Origin of the sequence: Providencia sp. 2.29, assembly GCF_015832305.1 — a bacterium.
GTDB lineage: Bacteria > Pseudomonadota > Gammaproteobacteria > Enterobacterales > Enterobacteriaceae > Providencia > Providencia stuartii.
In genome coordinates this window covers 1184029-1202307 of the sequence record NZ_CP065420.1, presented here as the reverse complement: position 1 = coordinate 1202307, position 18279 = coordinate 1184029, and the positions used below count along the sequence as shown (strand labels likewise).

Below are 18279 nucleotides of genomic sequence, written 5' to 3'. Positions count from 1 at the left end.
AACTAAGCACTTGTCTCCTGTTTACTCCCCTGAGCTTGAGGGGTTAACATGAAGGTCATCGATAGCAGGATAATAATACAGTAAAACGCTAAACCAATAATCCAAATCCAGCCATCCCAAATTGGTAGTGAATGATTATAAATAACAGCAAACAGTAATGGGCCAATAACACCGGTTGCATTGGTAAGGCTCACCAATAATCCCTGTAAAGCACCTTGCTGATGACTCTTTGTTTGGATAGACATCACTCCCTGTAATGCAGGTAAAGCGATCCCACCACCAGCCAATAAAATTAAAACAGGGAAAACTAACCAACCTTCAGATATAAACGCTAAAAAGGCAAATGCACTACTATCTGCAATAAATCCGAGCAGTACTGCCGTTTTTTCGCCCCATTTAGTGGCTATTCTTCCTGCCACAAAGGCTTGAAATACTGAGTGTAAAAGACCAAGACCCGCTAATGAAAAGCCAACCATCATGCTATTCCATCCAAAACGATTTTCGGTAAATAGCACCCACACCGTTGCGGGAATTTGGCCTATCAATTGCGCTGAAAAATAAATAATCAACAAAATGGGCATCGTTTTAAATAAAGTGATGTATACCGAATTCGATTGCGTCTCAACCCCTACTTCGGTATCTGCATTATCACGCGTATTTTTGGTTTCACGGAACCAAAACATAACCACAAGGAAAGTGACAATATTTAGCAACGCAGCGATAAAAAAGGGACTATGCGGTGAAATCTCTCCTGCAAAACCACCAATAATAGGCCCCGCTATTAAACCAAGCCCAAAACTTGCCCCTAACCAACCGAACCACTTCACGCGTTGAGAAGCTGAGGTGGTATCGGCAATGACCGATGCCGCGACAGCCCCAGTAGCTCCTGTGATCCCTGAAAGCAAACGGCCTAAATACAGCATCCAAAGCGCACTTGAAAAAGCCAGCAATAAGTAATCCAGCGATGCGCCTATTAATGACAACAACAGCACTGGGCGCCGACCAAATCGGTCAGACATTTTTCCAAGCCAAGGAGCAAAGATAACCTGCATTAACGCATAAAGTGCAAGCAATACGCCAAAGTGGTTAGCGATATCTTCCGAAGCAATAAATTCACGTAATAACGTTGGCAAGACTGGCATGATAAGGCCAATCCCCATGGCATCGAGTAACGTAATTACCAATGCGATCTTTGTCGAACTATTCATTTCACTTTTCTCTATCACTGATAGGGAGTAGTAAAATAACTCTATCGATGATAGAGTGTCAACAAAAATTAGGAATTAATGATGTCTAGATTAGATAAAAGTAAAGTGATTAACAGCGCATTAGAGCTGCTTAATGAGGTCGGAATCGAAGGTTTAACAACCCGTAAACTCGCCCAAAAGCTAGGTGTGGAGCAGCCTACATTGTATTGGCATGTAAAAAATAAGCGGGCTTTGCTCGACGCCTTAGCCATTGAGATGTTAGATAGGCACCATACTCACTTTTGCCCTTTAGAAGGGGAAAGCTGGCAAGATTTTTTACGTAATAACGCTAAAAGTTTTAGATGTGCTTTACTAAGTCATCGCGATGGAGCAAAAGTACATTTAGGTACACGGCCTACAGAAAAACAGTATGAAACTCTCGAAAATCAATTAGCCTTTTTATGCCAACAAGGTTTTTCACTAGAGAATGCATTATATGCACTCAGCGCTGTGGGGCATTTTACTTTAGGTTGCGTATTGGAAGATCAAGAGCATCAAGTCGCTAAAGAAGAAAGGGAAACACCTACTACTGATAGTATGCCGCCATTATTACGACAAGCTATCGAATTATTTGATCACCAAAGTGCAGAGCCTGCCTTCTTATTCGGCCTTGAATTGATCATATGCGGATTAGAAAAACAACTTAAATGTGAAAGTGGGTCTTAAAAGCAGCATAACCTTTTTCCGTGATGGTAACTTCACGGTAACCAAGATGTCGAGTTAACCACCCTTTAGATTCATAAAGCGAAAATAATGCGGCTCCAACGTACCCACCTAAATGGAAACGGCGTTCACTCCAATCTAAACACGCACAACAGATTTTACGTGAATGTTTGGAAGGAACGTCAATTCCCATTTCATGAAAATATTGAATACCACTTAATGTGATCATTGAACCATTTTCAGTGATCCATTGCTGTTGACAAAGGGAATCATAGATCTTAACGGCAACTTCACCAGCTAAATGATCATAGCAAGTACGTGCTTTTCGTAAATGCACTGGCGTGGAAACTTTGGCATGTACGCCATGGTTTAAGGAGATCCCCATCATACTTTCCATCAATTCAGCAATATCTTTTCCTGCTAGCCGAAAATAACGATGCTTGCCTTGAGCTATTACTGTGATTAGCTGGCAATCTAATAATTTAGATAAATGACTGCTCGCCGTTGAAGCTGATATATTCGCCACAGAACTTAGCTCAGTGGCCGTCCAAGCTCGCCCATCCATCAAAGCACTGAGTATTTTAACTCGTGAAATGTCAGACATAGCCGCCCCTATCGCGGCTATTGAGGACTCAAAGGTAACCTCTTTTCGTATTAAATTAGCCATCGCAAGTTCACTTTATTGCCCAAGGGAGCGTAACAGATGCAGCCATACTATCATTGTCCGTTATTAATATCAGTTGGTTAGCATGGTCACTGTATTGCACTAAAATATTAATGTTATTCTCCGCCAATACTCGTGCTATTTCGCCAAGTTCCCCCGGTTTTTCCTGTTTTAACTTACGAATTAATGGTGTCCGGATCGCAAGTACTAACAGTCCAGCTTGCTCTAGCGCTATTTTAGCTTCCTTTCCTTGTTCAACAAGAAAATGAGCATGGCATTCATCACCAACCGTAAATATCCCTCCCCCTTCCAATCCAATACCTTTATTACCTAATGTTTTTCCTAGTAATGCTAATTGTCCTATTTGATTGTCTAAAACAACATGAACATCAAACATTATCCTTGTCCTTTTTAAATGAATATTCGCGAGTAATATGAGCAATACTAATTTTGTAAAAATCAAATATTGACTCTCGCCCTTCTTGCTGAGCTTTCGCATGTAAAACATGATTTTTCCATTGCAGAACTGCGTATTCGTTTTCCCACCAAGATAGCGATAACATTTTTCCTTCTGTAGCTAGACTTTGAAAACGTTCAATTGAAATAAAACCAGCTACATGACTTAATAGTGGTCTTAACTCCTCAGCTAAAGTCAAATAGCGAGTTTGTTGGTCGGGTTGTATTTGCACCTCAAATATTACAGCAATCATATTTTTCTCCGTTATTAATCAATAAACAGAGTAATCCACCCGAAAATTAACACTTCGATAAGCAACGAAATATAGAAAGGTCATGCTGCTGTTTTATGTTGTATATCACACTTCTTTAAATTGCTCGGCCTGCGCTTATCATGTTCTCCTTCCCTTATAATTTTGTTTATTATTTATACTTTTTTATTTTTTGCTATCACCGAAAATAGTGCGGATCCCGCATGGTATTCAGGTTTACCCATCATTAAATACCATTGTTGTTATTTTAACCTTTTTAATATTTCATGATTAAGATCACACTTAAATTATGACCCTATTAACTAAAAGTTATGGATACCCTAATAAAACTCATTGTTAAAAATTAGTTAACCAAAGTAACTTCATTTTTCACTATTGTTAAATTGTTATAGTGAAAATTCTGGTAAACTAATAGAGGTAAAAAAATGATCCTAGATGCCAGTTATACATTATTAGTCGCATGTATCGCGCTACTCATAGGAATGTTTGTCGTAAAATTTACCCCGTTCCTACAAAAAAACCACATACCAGAAGCCGTCGTTGGTGGCTTTATTGTTGCAATTGTTCTGTTAATTATTGATAAAACATCAGGTTATTCGTTTACTTTTGATGCTTCATTGCAAAGTTTATTAATGCTCACATTCTTTTCCTCTATCGGGCTAAGTTCTGACTTTTCTCGACTGATTAAAGGAGGAAAGCCGTTAGTTCTATTAACTATTGCAGTAACGATCCTAATCGCCATTCAAAATACTGTCGGCATGAGTATGGCTGTCATGATGAATGAAAGTCCATTTATTGGCTTAATTGCAGGTTCAATTACTCTAACAGGTGGTCATGGTAATGCCGGAGCATGGGGCCCTATTCTCGCTGATAAATATGGTGTAACAGGCGCCGTTGAATTAGCGATGGCTTGTGCAACACTTGGATTAGTGTTGGGTGGTTTAGTTGGCGGCCCTGTTGCCCGTCATCTTTTGAAAAAGGTCTCTATTCCTAAAACAACCGAGCAAGAGCGCGACACTATCGTTGAAGCTTTTGAGCAACCAAGCGTCAAAAGAAAAATCAATGCAAATAACGTTATTGAAACCATTTCAATGCTGATTATCTGTATTGTTGTTGGTGGCTATATCAGTGCATTGTTTAAAGATACTTTTCTGCAACTGCCTACTTTTGTCTGGTGTTTATTTGTCGGTATTATTATCCGTAATACACTGACTCATGTATTTAAACACGAAGTGTTTGAGCCGACCGTCGATGTATTAGGTAGCGTTGCTTTATCGCTTTTCTTGGCAATGGCGTTAATGTCATTAAAATTTGGTCAATTGGCAAGCATGGCAGGGCCAGTATTAATTATCATTGCTGTACAAACTGTTGTCATGGTGCTATTTGCCTGCTTTGTCACCTTCAAAATGATGGGCAAAGATTATGATGCTGTCGTGATCAGCGCGGGTCACTGTGGCTTTGGTATGGGAGCAACACCAACAGCAATTGCGAATATGCAAACAGTCACAAAAGCATTTGGACCATCACATAAAGCTTTCCTTGTCGTTCCTATGGTCGGTGCCTTTATTGTTGATATTTCAAACAGTATCTTAATTAAAATATTTATTGAAATTGGTACGTACTTTACCTAATAGCTACACACTACTCGGCGTACTTCTCCTAACAATTTATTATAGGGCAGTATGCCGAGCCGCTTTCTTACCCCGTATATTCCCCTAGTCAATCTATTTAGCTTGCACGTTTACGAATTAATTCTCGTGACAACTAAACCAAAATTTGAATTATGACGAGTATATCTGATTATTTATACTTTATTCGTTAGAATAGTCCGTAGAAATAAATAATCAGTAGGCTACATGGAATGAAATTAAGACATCTCGATATCTTTTATGCTGTAATGACTTGTGGTTCCTTAACGCGTGCGGCTGAAGTTTTACATATTTCTCAACCCGCGGCGAGTAAAGCACTCAAACATGCTGAGCAACAATTAGGGTTAGTATTATTCCAACGAATTAGAGGGAAATTATTACCAACCGATGAGGCTTTACTGCTTTTTGATGAAGCAAAAGAAGTTTATCGAAATTTAGACCGCTTAAGAATATTAGCGCAAAATTTATCCAAAAACCCTCAGGGAAAATTAGCGATTGGCTGTTTACCAAGCCTAGGTTTAAACTTAGTACCTGAAGTCACCGCTCTGTTTATTAAAAAACACCCCAATATAAAATTAACGATTGGCACCCATCATACCGTCGATATCATGCAATTATTAACCCAACAAGACCTTGATATTGGTATTGGTTTCAATTTGGCTATTGAAGGCGGAATTACGGTATTACCCATCGCTGAAATTCCCCTTGTTTATGTTGATACGCAAAAACATGAAGGTCCTGTTTCATTAGCTGATATTGACCAAGATCGTTGGATACATCCAGGTTCAGACTCATTAGCGCAATTATTACAGCAATACCATGAGTTCTCGGTTTCAAATATTAGTGTGCATACCTACCACATGGCGGCTGAATTTGTTCGAGCAGGATTAGGTTGCAGTATTACTGATATTTTCTCTGCTGAGCACACATTACCAAAATCGATGATCTATCCACTCAAAGAGGATCTGCATTTAGCTGTTTCAGTTTTCCATCGTGCGGATAGACCATTGACTAAAGCGGCTCAAAACTATGTAAATACTTTGTCACTAACCCTCGAAAAAAGAAATAAAGTAGTTAACCAAAAGTTATACTCTGGCAATGAAAACTCAATTGTTTAGTTAACTTATTCGCCGTTAAATAATAACTCCTCAGTTATTATTGGTTGCGGATAATTATGAAAAAACATGTGGTGGTTATTGGTGCAGGTGTCATTGGCCTTAGTACTGCATATGCTTTAATCAAAGCGGGTCATGCCGTCACTTTATTAGAATCAGAATCTGATGTCGGCATGCAAACAAGTTTCGCCAATGGCGGACAACTTAGCTATCGCTATGTTTCGCCGTTAGCAGATGCAGGAGTACCATTACAAGGTTTAAGTTGGATGGGGAAAGATGATTCACCATTGAATTTAAAAATACAATTTTCCCTGCAACAATGGGCTTGGTTAACTCAATTCACCTTAGCTTGTAATCGCAAAACAAATAAAATTAATGGTGCTCACCAACTACGCCTCTCTTTACTCAGCCAAGAGATCATGAATATCTGGCGTAATAATGGTGATATCGGTGACTTTGCTTGGGAAAAATCGGGTAAACTAATTATTCACCGTGACCAAAAAAGCTTTAATAAAGCTTGCGAAACCATCGACAGTCAATTTCAAAAGGTTTTAAATCCGACTGAAATTACCGCCTTAGAGCCATCATTAAAGAATATTCAATCACAGTTAGTGGGCGCAATTTATGCTCCTGATGATGAAAGTGCAGACTGTTATTTATTCTGTAAAAACTTACTCCAATATTTATCAACTCAAGCAGATTTTACACTATGCTTACAACATTCTGTTGTTTCATTTATTAAAGATGATAAGCGAATTGCAGGTGTTATTACTCCGCAAGGAACAATTTCTGCCGATGATGTCATTGTATGTGCCGGAAATGGAAGCAGGAAACTGCTAAAAACATTAGGTATTCATGTACCAATGCTTGGCTTAAAAGGCTATAGCCTTTCTATTCCTTATCCAGAAAAAGAACATGTGGTGCCTAAAATCAATGTAACTGATTATGGAAATAAAATTGTTTATGCAAAACTTAATCAGCAACTTCGCATCGCCGCAATGGTGGATATCGGTTATGACAAATCAGGCTTGCGTGATAACCGAATTTCTGCCTTAAAAAATATTATTAAAAACACATTCCCTGATGTAACAAATATTGAAGATGCCGAAACATGGTGTGGATTACGTCCATCAACACCAAAAGGGCCACCAATATTAGGCAAAACTGGATATAACAATCTTTGGTTAAATATTGGTCATGGTAGCTTAGGGTTTACCTTAGCCGCTGGCAGCGCTCAAATTCTCAGCCAATTAGTTTCAGGAGAAACATCTCCCATCTCTTTAACTGGATTAACGAGGTAATACAACAATATGATCAAACGTAATAATCCAAAGCCACGTTTAGCTGATAGCGTTGAATATGCAGGCTTAGTTTATTTATCAGGACAAGTTCCTAATGATTTAAATGGTGATATCACAGCTCAGACACAAGATGTACTTGCAAAAATAGATACTCTATTAGCTGCAAGTAACAGTGACAAAACACGTATTCTTTCAGCCCAAGTTTGGATCAAAAATATGGAACGTGATTTTGCTGCTTTTAATGCTGTTTGGGAATCATGGATGCCAACAGAGAATAGCCCTGCACGTGCTGCCGTTGAAGCAAATATGGCTAGAGAGCAAGTGCTTGTGGAAATCATGGTAACCGCTGCGCAACGTTAGTGCCGATTTCAATAACGATACTTTGGCCTAAAAATCGCTTTATATTCCATGGGCGTTTGACCTTTGCATATCACTCTCAACAGGTTAATCCCTACCTAAAAAACAACTAAGTTGCATCGTTCCCTTTAATAAAGGGTGAATGATACAACTTAGTTTAATGATTATTTTTTATATAAGCTGGCCGTTACCGAAACATCGTTTCCACTTCCTTCAGACTCAACCGAAGTAATAACAAAATATTCAGCACCTTTCTCATCCGCTTTTTGAGAGATTGCCTTTACATAATCAGCAGATACACCATCATTCATAACAACATTGACCGTGCCTGCAAATTTCAAATACAGAGATTTTGTATAATTAATTTCTGTCGCCCCAAACGCTAATGGACTTAATAATGCAAAAGATAATACAAGTATTTTTAGTTTTTTCATAATAAAGCCACCTTAACAATAATTTTTTGTTTATAAACAATAAAAAACGTTAATGACTTATATTTGTTCTGTCAATGACTACACTATCTAATTCGTTTATTCCTTTCTAGATTGAAAATATTGTTAGCTCTTAATAAACAAAAGATTACCCTACATTCTCATTTTTAAGCTTTATTATATTATTTTATTTATATAACAGCGATCACATAGAGCAGTTCCATTTAAACTCATCTACAAATGATATTTCATTATTCATTACCGACTGTCTTAAAAGCATAATGGAGAAAATGATGAAAAAAACAGTGGTACAATATTTATTAACTCGATTATACGATATAGGTGTCAGCGATATTTTTGGTGTTGCTGGGGATTATTCATTTCCAATTAATGATGCCATTTGTGAAAATAATAAAATGCGCTGGATTGGCTGCTGTAATGAATTAAATGCAGCATATGCTGCAGATGGGTATGCGCGAATAAAAGGTATAGCTGCATTATCAACAACATTCGGTGTTGGTGAACTCAGTGCTATCAATGCTATTGCGGGCTCTTACGCTGAATATTTACCTATTTTTCATTTGGTAGGTATGCCATCTAGCGGTGCACAGGAAAGTAAAAAAATTCTTCATCACTCTTTAGGAGATGGGGATTTCACTCTGTTCTATAAAATGTTTCAACCTATTAGTTGTGCGCAAGCAATTCTTACCCCTGAAAATTGTATTGAAGAAGTAGAACGGCTGATCACATACGCTTTATTTAAGCGCCAACCTGTCTATATCGGTATTCCATCCGATTATGCTGAAATGCCTATTCATACAAATAAACGGTATTCAGTATGCACTGATATTCCCCAAAGTAATAATCAAAACCTAACCAAAGTTATTAATGTAATTTTAAATAAACTATTAACTAGCCAAAAAATTAGCCTACTTCCGGGAATTTTAGCTTCTCGTTTAGGATTAACCGATGAGCTTCAAACCCTAATAAATAAATCAAACTTACCTTATGCTACCATGATTATGGATAAAGGGGTACTCAATGAAACAGCATCTAATTATATGGGCATCTATTATGGACATTTAATAAATACCCCTGTTAGTGAATATATAGAAAGCAGCGATTGTATTATTAGCATCGGTGCAATGATGACGGATATGAATACGGGCTGTTTTACTGCCGCTATCCCTTCAGAATATCATATCAATATCATGCCTGATTATGTCAAAATTGGTTCTACAGTATACTCTCAGGTGTATATGAAGGATGTACTCGCTAAATTGAAAGAGCGAATTCCCTCATTTCATCAAAACCACCCTAAAGTTCAACGCTTAGATGAATCATTGTTCACCGGCTATCAATCAATATCGGCTGAATATCTATATTCTCGATTCGAAAAGATGTTTAAAGAAAATGATATTATTTTTACTGACACAGGAACCCCATTAATGGGTTTAGTCTTTGCACAACTTCCTAAAGGGGTTCAATTCTGTAACCAAACCTTGTGGGGGTCTATTGGATGGTCTACTGCCGCCGCTTTCGGAGCGGCTTTGGCAGCACCTAAGCGCAGAGTGATCTTAATTACAGGGGAAGGGGCTCATCAGTTAACAGCACAAGAAATTTGCCAGTTTGCACATTTTCAATTAAAACCGATTATTTTCATTATCAATAATGATGGGTATCTATTTGAGCGCTTAATATGCAAAGATCCGGAAGCTTATTACAATGATATCGCTAAATGGGATTATGAAAAATTACCCGCTGCATTAGGTTGTCATGATTGGAATTGCCAAAAGGTAACACGTTGTAATGAACTTGATATCGCCATCAATCATGCAGAGTCATCCCCTTTTGCATCCTACATTGAAGTGGTCACTGATAAATACGTTGCACCTGAGCTTTCACATAAATTACGGGGAGCATTAGATTCGTTATACTCTTCTTAATATGAAATAACTATTATGATAAGAACTGGCAGCTGGTTATTAAACAATCAAAACCTTGCCAGTTTTTGCATTAGTCATTTTCTTTTTGCCTTATTTTTGTGCAATGTTCTCCTCTTAAAAAACGCCAAGCCAGAAGCATGATAAAAAGCATTAATTATCAATTAGTTATTTCATTTAATTGTTATTTCAAATCGAAATTTAAAAAATTATGATTAACATTTATCTTGGAATAACTCAAATTTTCATTTAGGTATGTAGGCTTAATATGGTATAACCGATTATTAAGAGAAATTTAATGGTTATATAATTTAAAAAAGAATAATATTCATACTTAAGCGAGATACGAATGATTACTGAGTCACGTTGTGTTTTTTCTGAAGGCAGTGTTACCCTCCCCGATGGATATAAAGAACAAACCGTCAATATCCTGATTTCCCCCACAGGGAATGCGGTTAACATTTCTCGGGATGACAAACCCGCTGATGAAACCTTTGATGACTATGTCGCTCGTCAAAAGCAGCTGTTACAACGCTCCCTGAAAGATTGGCAACTCCTTGAAGAAAAGCCCTCTGTACTGGGACTCGACGGCATTCACGGCTATCTCATCAGCTCACGCTATCGTCCCAACAAGAAACAGCAAGTGTATCAAATTCAAGCCGTTTACCCTTTCAGTGATACCCAAACCCTGATTTTCACAATGTCATCCCCCAACGCCTTTAACGATGAGCAATGGGCGTGGATGAACACCCTCCTGCTTAGCTTTCAACCAAGAGGGTAACCACCATGCCAGAAGCCGCCAGAGTCGGTGATATCATCGGTCATTCAAAATCGATGTGGGGAATGCTCATCGGTACGGTATTAGGGGCGGCTATTGCCATAGGAGGCGCAGTCATCTCTGGTGCCTTGATGGGGATTGGCATTGGAACAAGTTGTGTTGGTATCGGTTTTTTTGCTATTGGAGCTTCAGTAGCAATTGGGTATGGCACAGCTAAGCTAGCGGAATGGGCACGGGATAAATGTGTTGAAACGGGATCTAAATCCTTAAGCCCCTGCGGGGAAATCAAAACCGGCTCTCACAATGTACGAATTAACGGTAAGGCCGCCGCCATTTCCACTCGCAGTGACGTCAAGTGCGATAAGGAAAATAGTCTGCGTCAAATGGCACAAGGCTCTGACTCGGTGTATATCAATGGATTCCCTGCTTCTCGGGTCGGTGATAAAACCACCTGTGATGCCACGGTGATGGAAGGCTCCCCCAATGTCCGGATTGGTGGGGGGACACAAGCCACTGAAGATATAGAGCCTGAAATTCCGTCTTGGGTCACTACGGCCTCTGATTTAACCATGTTATTTGCGGGATTTTTAAGCTTTGGTGGAGGAGTGGCGAAAGGCCCCAGCGCGGTGGCAAAGCTGTGGAGCAAATTACCAGGCAGCACCAAAATTAGCCGTTTCTTCTGTCGTTATGGAACGGTACTTACAGCGATGAGCATGGCAATCCCCGCAATCGGCATACTCACTCGCCCTGTGGAGGTGATTGGTGGGCAGAAAGTATTAAACGGTGAAGAAGAGCTGGATTTTACCTATGAATCTGAATTACCGCTTTACTGGCAACGCAATTATTTAAGCAGTTATTGTTATGAGGGTGTATTGGGTCGAGGCTGGAGTTTCTTTTGGGAAACCCAATTGATTAAAACCGAAGACGGCTTTGTTTGGCAAAACCTGTCGGGTGACATCCTTCCGTTTCCAGACATCCCACTAGGGTATCGTAGCTTTTGTGAGGCTGCCCAAGGCTGGATGATCCACAATGACGATGACAGTTGGACGTTTCAGGATGCAGGTGAACTGCGTTATCATTACCCCCCTTTTGATACCGAAGGTCGCAGCCGCTTAAGCCACGTCATAGATAATGTCGGTAATGAGCAACGTTTCCACTACAACGAACAGCATCAACTCATTCACATTACCGGTTGCGGTGACCTGAATATCGTTTGTGAATACCAATCCTTTCCGTTTGAAGAAAAAACAGTATCACGTCTCACAGCCGTGTATCAGGTAAACGCCAATCAAGCTCGTCGCCGTCAATGTGCTTATTTTTATAACGAACACGCCCAGCTGGTACGTGTCGAACAGCACACAGACCACCCTTACCGCCAATTTGGTTGGACAGATGCTGGCATCATGGCGTGGCATACGGATAAATATGGTTTACGCAGCGAGTACCGTTGGGAACTCTCCGACGATAACCTGTGGCGTGTGATTGAAAACACAACCAGCGAAGGGGAAAGCTACCGACTGGAATACGATGATATCCATCTCACACGCACCGCTTATTGGTATGATGGCTCTACCTCATTTTGGCAACTCAATGATAACTATCAAATCATTCAGTACACTGACCGAACAAGCATCAAAACCGAACTCTTGTGGGATGAGTTTGGGCTACCTTGCGGCTGTCGCAACGCCGAAGGACATACGCAAACCAGTGAATGGGATGAGTTAGGACGATTACTCAGTTTAACCGATGGTAATGGCAACCAAACCCGCTGGCAATACCAAAATGAACGTGACCGCCTTATTGCTGTCTTTTGGCCTGATGGCACTGAATCACGTTTAGAGTATGACCGTTTTGGACGGTTAATCAAAGAAATCTCTCCACTGGAGCAAACGACCGAATACCGCTATGACTTTAAAACTACACTGCGCCCCACCGTCCGCATTGATGCCAAACAGGGGCGCAGCGAGTTCCTCTGGACAAAACGCGGACAATTACTGCGTCATACCGACTGTTCTGGCAAGCAGCACTACTGGCATTATGATGATGAAGGTCGTTTGGTTTCTCACACTAACGCCTTACATGAAGCCACAGAGTACCACTACGATAATGCAGGACACATCACGCGCATTGTGTTGCCGGATAATTCTACCGTTCAATTGGCCTGGAATGCCGCGGGGCTCCTCACCCATCACCAACGCAATGACAATACCCCACGTCAGTGGCAATACAACGCCTTCGGTCGCGTCACAACGGAAATCGATAAACTCGCTCGACATATCCATTACCATTACAATGCTGAAGGCGTATTAATTTCAATTGAAAACGCCAATGGCGGACGTTACCTACTCAACCGTGATGCCGAAGGCCGACTCATCGAGGAAATCAGACCGGATGATACGCTGCTGCAATATCGCTATAACAGTTTCGGACGTTTAGCCGAGGAAACTCGTTTAGGCGACCGTGTGTTCCCTTCCCCCGCTCGCACGGTGTTGTTACAGTATGACCCCGCGGGTAACCTTGCTAAACGGGAAACATTAACTGATAGCTATCAGTACCAGTGGGATAGCCTAAACCGCTTATTGGTGGCGTCGAGGCAACCGAATCAACTCGGCCTTGAAATGGGCTTGCAGGCTAACCAAGTTCACTTTACCTATGATGCCCTTGGGCGTATTACCCGTGAGCAAACGGGCGATGATATCGTCGAATTTGCTTACGATGAACTCAATAATCTGAGCTGTCTGACGTTACCTCAAGGTGACAGCCTAAACTGGCTCTATTACGGTTCAGGGCATGCCACTGCCATCAATCACCTTGTCGACGGCACCCCGCACTTAATCACCGAATTTGAACGCGATGACCTGCACCGTGAAATCAGCCGTACCCAAGGTGCTCTAACCCAATATCGACAGTACGATAAGCTGGGACGGACGATAAGTACCTTCAGCTCACGCAATAAACCGCATCCACTCAACGGCATTGCCTCATCACGAAAATGGTTCTATGACGAACAAGATAACCTTGGCGCGATGGAAGACCATTATCGGGGTTGGGTGGAATACCTGTATGACTCTGAGCAGCGACTGAAAAAAGTCTCCAGTGGCGAAAACATGGATGCCATGCTGTTCTATGACCGTGCGGATAATCTGTTAGAGCGTCCTCAATCAGAAATCGAGGCTCAAACGCCATCAATGCCTGCCCTAAGCCCACAAGGGGATAGGCTACTTCAATTTCAAGGCTGGCAATATCGCCATGATGCCTATGGTAACGTGATTTCACGCGGGCACCCTAACCAAGCCAAACAAACTTATCAGTATGATGGGGATAACCGTTTAGTTATCGCCCAAACCAGCGACATGAAAGCCCAATATCACTACGATGCACTGGGTCGTCGCATTCATAAAGTGGTTGAGTCACGGGCTTACGGCACACTGAAACGACATGAAACCCATTTTGTGTGGCAAGGGCTACGGTTGCTGCAAGAGCAGGATATCAATACGGGTAAATGTCAGACCTATTGCTACGAAGAGCACGGCAGCTATACCCCACTCGCCGTCATCGTGAAGCAACCCGCCGGCTACCGTTATTACTGGCACCACTGCGACATTAACAGCGCCCCACTCGACGTCACCAACGAACAAGGCAATACGGTGTGGTCAGGGAAATATGAGCGCTTTGGCTTTGTTCGCAGTAGCCCATTGAGTTTCTACTCTGACCCAGAACGCAAGATGGAGTCCTTCGAGCAAAATCTACGCTATGCCGGGCAGTATTTTGACAATGAAACGGGGCTACATTTTAATACGTTCAGGTTCTACGACCCACAGATAGGCCGTTTTATCATGCCTGACCCGATTGGGTTATTGGGTGGGATAAATCTGTATCAGTATGCGCCGAATCCGCTGATGTGGGTAGATCCGCTAGGTCTAGATCGCTTCCTTGAGATCGTAGGTGATGCAGCTACAACAACAGGAAAAAAATTCCAAGGGGCTGAGATTTATAAGATAACTAGTAAAGTTAAAGTTGGGGATGTGACCTTTAAAAAAGGTGATTATTTCTATTTAGATAATCTTCATAAAGATCACTACGAAACTTTTTCATCGTTGGATAAGTCTAAGGGAGTATTTAATTTGGATGGTTCTTATAATGAAAAGAAATCAATTAAAGCCGCAAAAAGAAAAGGTCCGGGATGCTAACATGAAAGCTAATTTAAAACATAATATATTAAAAAACAAAGATGACTTGATCGAGGGAACTTTTTGCTACTCTTTATTTGAGAATGCTTTCTTTGATGAAGTATTATTAATTGATCTAATAAAAAATGCTAAGTTATTTTTTAAAGAAAATAATCAAGACAAAGATATTTCAAATCTACTGACATGGATCGTTAATGGCGTTGATCAGTGCTTTGTATCTAATAATGATAAAGATGACTATTATTCAATTGAAAATTACTCTTCAGATTTAGAGATAAAATGGAAAAATGTATGGCGAACTGAAATTAATGAGATAATTAGTAACAGTAATAATTGTTAATATTCGCTAATATGTAGTAACTCAGATTTGACCTGACAGTTACCGGTTATTCATACAGGTGTCTGTCAGATTCTATCAGTGTTAAATGTTGTGCTTTAATAAATGTGAACACTTTAACTATAGAACATTGAAAGAATATATAGATACTATCTTCCATGATAGTTCTGCAACAGCAATTATTGAGTCTTATTGAGGCGATAGAATAAGAGGTTTTTACTTTGTAGTAAAATCCTTAAGTTCAAATTCCACAAAAAACGACTGTATCACTACGATGCACAGGGTAACCGCATTCATAAAGTGGTTGAGTCACGGGCTTACGGCAAAGTAGAACGACATGAAACCCATTTTGTCTGGCAAGGACTACGATTACTGCAAGAGCAGGATATCAATACCGGTAAATACCAAACCTATTGCTACGAAGAGCACGGCAGTTATACCCCACTCGCCGTTATTGTGAAGTAATCCAGTGGATACCACTATTACTGGCATCACTGCGACATTAACTGTGCCTCACTCGACGTCACCAACGAACAAGGCAATACGGTGTGGTCAGGGAAATATGAACGTTTTGGTTTTGTTCGCAGTAGTCCATTAAGTTTCTACTCCGACCCAGATCGCAAAATGGAGTCCTTTGAGCAGAACTTACGCTATGCTGGACAGTATTTTGACAATGAAACCGGATTACATTTTAATACCTTCAGATTCTACGACCCACAGATAGGCCGTTTTATCATGCCCGACCCAATTGGGTTATTGGGTGGGATAAATCTGTATCAGTATGCTCCGAATCCATTGGTATGGATTGACCCTTGGGGGTTAAGTGTTGTCCGTGATAATTACAATACTGCAAAAACTCTATCAGAACCGGAGGTGCTTAAACAACTTCAAAGCAAATACCCTTCAGCACAGTATGAAATATTAGAGCAACCGCGAGTCTATATAAATGGAGAGGTTGGACCAACCGGAAAAGCTTTGTATTCTAATCCTGACTTTATGGTTATAGATAGAAACTCAGGGAATATTATAGACTTAGTTGATGCTAAAAATGGAAACGCCCCATTTACAGCTAATCAAAAACTACTAAATGAAAAAGGTGGAACATTTAAAGGATCAAGCCGTAGTGCTGTTTTACCTAGAGGTAGTCAAGCAAAACAAATTAAACCTAATTCTTTACGTCAAATAAGGACATCATGCTAATGAAACCAGTTAGTCTATCAAGCAAAAAAGAACTTATGCTAAACGAATTAATTGAATTCATGAAGCATTATAATGCTAAATACAAAAAATCAAAATGTGAATTTGAGATTTTTGAGAATGAAGTCAGCAAAATATGTATGTTGAATTTTATTAATAGAGGGAGTCATTTAGCCTTAAGAACTTTTTTATACATTAGTATAGATGGCATAAATAAGGAGTTCAAAAAATTAGCAAAAAATACAGTTTGCCCTCCTTATATCTATGGAGGTGAAATTACTGAAATTTGTGAATATTTTGATATAAAAATCGGCAGAGAGTATACAGAACAGATCATAACATCTGATACCCGCATTAATGACATAATTACCGAATGGAAGAATGATTTTATTAAAATATGCATTCCATTTTTTGATAAATATAGTTCCCCCAGCGAATTAAATAAAGAAATCAATGATATTAATCAGTTAAAACTTCCTCCTTTAGCTTTAAGTACTAGTAACAGAATATTAAAAGGAAGCTTGTTATTAAAATTATCTTCTCAACCAAAATATTATGTAGAGCAAACAATGGCATTGTATAATGAAATCTCAATTAACAGTAAAAATAAAAAATTACTTGACGATTTTAATGTCATTAAAGAATATGTCGAGAATAGTATAAATAATTAACAATTCAAACATCAGATTCCAATTGACTGTATTTACTTAAAATTTAGATTGTCAGGTTTAGTATGTTAGGCATAATTAAACCTGACAGTCTAACCAGAGTGAGAAGAAGTAATTAATTATAAATAACGACATAGACTACTATAGAAGCTAGATAGTCTGAACGAGGTTTAAGCCATTATTTAAAATCTTAATTTTTCAGTATGTTGGATATTCAGTGATGACTTTTTCGACCTCAAACTGTAGGCAATAAAACCATCTAATAAATACTCATTTTTCGGTCGTGTATTCAATATAGAGATCATCACAATAGGTAATGCTCCCGTTCTATGAATGTACCGATGATTTTATCATGCATTTCAGGTGACTTTGAGTAACCTAACGTCTTACGGTTAAGCTGCTTTAAGAGATTTCTCAAGTTCAAATTCTCTCTTTCTATACGTTACGTTGTGTATAAAACTTACTTGCCACATGTTTTTGTTTGGGTAATATCTCATAAGCACTGAGCTTATCCGTGCACCAAAAAGCCACATTAAATCTAGACAGTAAAGCCAGTAACTGGCGAAGAGTTCTCTTGTTTCGACGACCAAACGTATGAGCAATAATCCGTTTTAGGCGAGGTTCCCAAGCATACCAGAGCCAGCGTTGTTGTTTCTTGTTAGCCATAAAAGACCACTGCTCATCAACCTCGCAAAGGAGTTCAATGTGCAAATTATCAAGGGGTAAAGAAGTTACCTGCTTCGGCGAGAGTTTTTTAAAGTACGAACTACCGCATTAATGCTAATATGAAGTGCCCTAGCAGTATCACGAATACCCGCATTATTCATCGTGGGGGTCGATAATTTTATCTTTAGCACCGGGTTGGCAGGCTCTATATTCATAATCATGTTGGAAGCTTCTGCAGCAATCTTGACAACGATAACGTTGATGTCCAGTGCTCCCTAATCCATGTTTTTTCACTGAGGAAGTTTGTTGACAAAATGGGCACCTTACATTGACTTTAGCCATGAA

The 18279-nt window shown here is 39.7% G+C and carries 17 protein-coding genes and 2 pseudogenes; 13 read left to right on the top strand and 6 right to left on the bottom strand.

Features of this window, described 5'->3' with window-relative positions:
* Nucleotides 1-2: 2 nt before the first annotated feature.
* Nucleotides 3-1208, bottom strand: coding sequence for a tetracycline efflux MFS transporter Tet(B) (gene tet(B), locus I3B46_RS05385; protein WP_053110393.1), 1206 nt, complete (start codon nucleotides 1206-1208; stop codon nucleotides 3-5).
* Nucleotides 1209-1289: 81 nt separating this feature from the next.
* On the opposite strand from tet(B), the gene tetR(B) reads away from it, so the two are divergent.
* On the top strand, nucleotides 1290-1913 hold the full coding sequence (gene tetR(B), locus I3B46_RS05380; protein WP_163761954.1) for a tetracycline resistance transcriptional repressor TetR(B): 624 nt from the start codon (nucleotides 1290-1292) through the stop codon (nucleotides 1911-1913).
* Here tetR(B) and I3B46_RS05375 read toward each other — a convergent pair.
* From I3B46_RS05375 to I3B46_RS05365, 3 genes are read right to left on the bottom strand one after another with little or no spacing between them, the layout of a single operon-like run.
* Complete coding sequence (locus I3B46_RS05375) at nucleotides 1891-2577, bottom strand: ArsR/SmtB family transcription factor (protein ID WP_053110395.1); 687 nt, start codon at nucleotides 2575-2577, stop codon at nucleotides 1891-1893. The two genes, tetR(B) and I3B46_RS05375, sit on opposite strands and share 23 nt — an antisense overlap.
* Nucleotides 2578-2584: 7 nt before the next feature.
* Nucleotides 2585-2971 (bottom strand): hypothetical protein, encoded by a 387-nt coding sequence (locus I3B46_RS05370; RefSeq protein ID WP_000460651.1) that lies wholly within the window; start codon nucleotides 2969-2971, stop codon nucleotides 2585-2587.
* On the bottom strand, nucleotides 2964-3284 hold the full coding sequence (locus I3B46_RS05365) for an antibiotic biosynthesis monooxygenase family protein (protein WP_000562370.1): 321 nt from the start codon (nucleotides 3282-3284) through the stop codon (nucleotides 2964-2966). Before I3B46_RS05365 ends, I3B46_RS05370 begins: the two co-directional genes overlap by 8 nt.
* A gap of 443 nt (nucleotides 3285-3727) precedes the next feature.
* Between I3B46_RS05365 and gltS the strand changes: the two genes are divergently transcribed.
* From gltS to I3B46_RS05345, 4 genes are all read left to right on the top strand, one after another.
* Complete coding sequence (gltS, locus tag I3B46_RS05360) at nucleotides 3728-4933, top strand: sodium/glutamate symporter (RefSeq protein WP_000599533.1); 1206 nt, start codon at nucleotides 3728-3730, stop codon at nucleotides 4931-4933.
* 230 nt (nucleotides 4934-5163) lie between these two features.
* Nucleotides 5164-6069, top strand: a complete 906-nt coding sequence (locus tag I3B46_RS05355; RefSeq protein ID WP_004922785.1) for a LysR family transcriptional regulator — start codon at nucleotides 5164-5166, stop codon at nucleotides 6067-6069.
* 56 nt (nucleotides 6070-6125) lie between these two features.
* Nucleotides 6126-7367 carry a D-amino acid dehydrogenase gene (locus I3B46_RS05350; protein WP_053110397.1) on the top strand — a complete coding sequence of 414 codons (1242 nt, stop codon included), beginning with the start codon at nucleotides 6126-6128 and terminating at the stop codon, nucleotides 7365-7367.
* A gap of 9 nt (nucleotides 7368-7376) precedes the next feature.
* Nucleotides 7377-7727: a RidA family protein gene (locus I3B46_RS05345; protein ID WP_004922788.1), complete on the top strand. Its 351-nt coding sequence runs from the start codon at nucleotides 7377-7379 to the stop codon at nucleotides 7725-7727.
* Between the two features lie 161 nt (nucleotides 7728-7888).
* On the opposite strand, the gene I3B46_RS05340 is transcribed toward I3B46_RS05345, so the two are convergent.
* Nucleotides 7889-8158: a DUF1471 domain-containing protein gene (locus tag I3B46_RS05340; protein ID WP_004922790.1), complete on the bottom strand. Its 270-nt coding sequence runs from the start codon at nucleotides 8156-8158 to the stop codon at nucleotides 7889-7891.
* A 290-nt stretch (nucleotides 8159-8448) separates the two neighbouring features.
* Between I3B46_RS05340 and I3B46_RS05335 the strand changes: the two genes are divergently transcribed.
* From I3B46_RS05335 to I3B46_RS05310, 8 genes and pseudogenes are all read left to right on the top strand, one after another.
* Nucleotides 8449-10101, top strand: coding sequence for an alpha-keto acid decarboxylase family protein (locus tag I3B46_RS05335; RefSeq protein WP_053110398.1), 1653 nt, complete (start codon nucleotides 8449-8451; stop codon nucleotides 10099-10101).
* 346 nt (nucleotides 10102-10447) lie between these two features.
* On the top strand, nucleotides 10448-10879 hold the full coding sequence (locus I3B46_RS05330; RefSeq protein ID WP_060560807.1) for a DcrB-related protein: 432 nt from the start codon (nucleotides 10448-10450) through the stop codon (nucleotides 10877-10879).
* Between the two features lie 5 nt (nucleotides 10880-10884).
* The gene (locus I3B46_RS05325; RefSeq protein ID WP_231405905.1) at nucleotides 10885-15066 is read left to right on the top strand and encodes an RHS repeat-associated core domain-containing protein; all 4182 of its coding nucleotides are present in this window, start codon (nucleotides 10885-10887) and stop codon (nucleotides 15064-15066) included.
* Nucleotides 15017-15406 (top strand): hypothetical protein, encoded by a 390-nt coding sequence (locus tag I3B46_RS05320; RefSeq protein WP_231405904.1) that lies wholly within the window; start codon nucleotides 15017-15019, stop codon nucleotides 15404-15406. Before I3B46_RS05325 ends, I3B46_RS05320 begins: the two co-directional genes overlap by 50 nt.
* Before the next feature lie 297 nt (nucleotides 15407-15703).
* Complete coding sequence (locus tag I3B46_RS21720; RefSeq protein ID WP_231405903.1) at nucleotides 15704-15868, top strand: hypothetical protein; 165 nt, start codon at nucleotides 15704-15706, stop codon at nucleotides 15866-15868.
* Nucleotides 15869-15898: 30 nt separating this feature from the next.
* Nucleotides 15899-15976: pseudogene (locus I3B46_RS21975) on the top strand (RHS repeat domain-containing protein); the annotation flags it as partial.
* Nucleotides 15977-16027: 51 nt separating this feature from the next.
* Nucleotides 16028-16603 carry an RHS repeat-associated core domain-containing protein gene (locus I3B46_RS21710; RefSeq protein ID WP_255532012.1) on the top strand — a complete coding sequence of 192 codons (576 nt, stop codon included), beginning with the start codon at nucleotides 16028-16030 and terminating at the stop codon, nucleotides 16601-16603.
* The gene (locus tag I3B46_RS05310) at nucleotides 16603-17271 is read left to right on the top strand and encodes a hypothetical protein (RefSeq protein WP_104872916.1); all 669 of its coding nucleotides are present in this window, start codon (nucleotides 16603-16605) and stop codon (nucleotides 17269-17271) included. Before I3B46_RS21710 ends, I3B46_RS05310 begins: the two co-directional genes overlap by 1 nt.
* Nucleotides 17272-17572: 301 nt before the next feature.
* On the opposite strand, the pseudogene I3B46_RS05305 reads toward I3B46_RS05310, so the two are convergent.
* Nucleotides 17573-18276, bottom strand: a pseudogene (locus tag I3B46_RS05305) (IS1 family transposase).
* Between the last annotated feature and the right edge of the window lie 3 nt (nucleotides 18277-18279).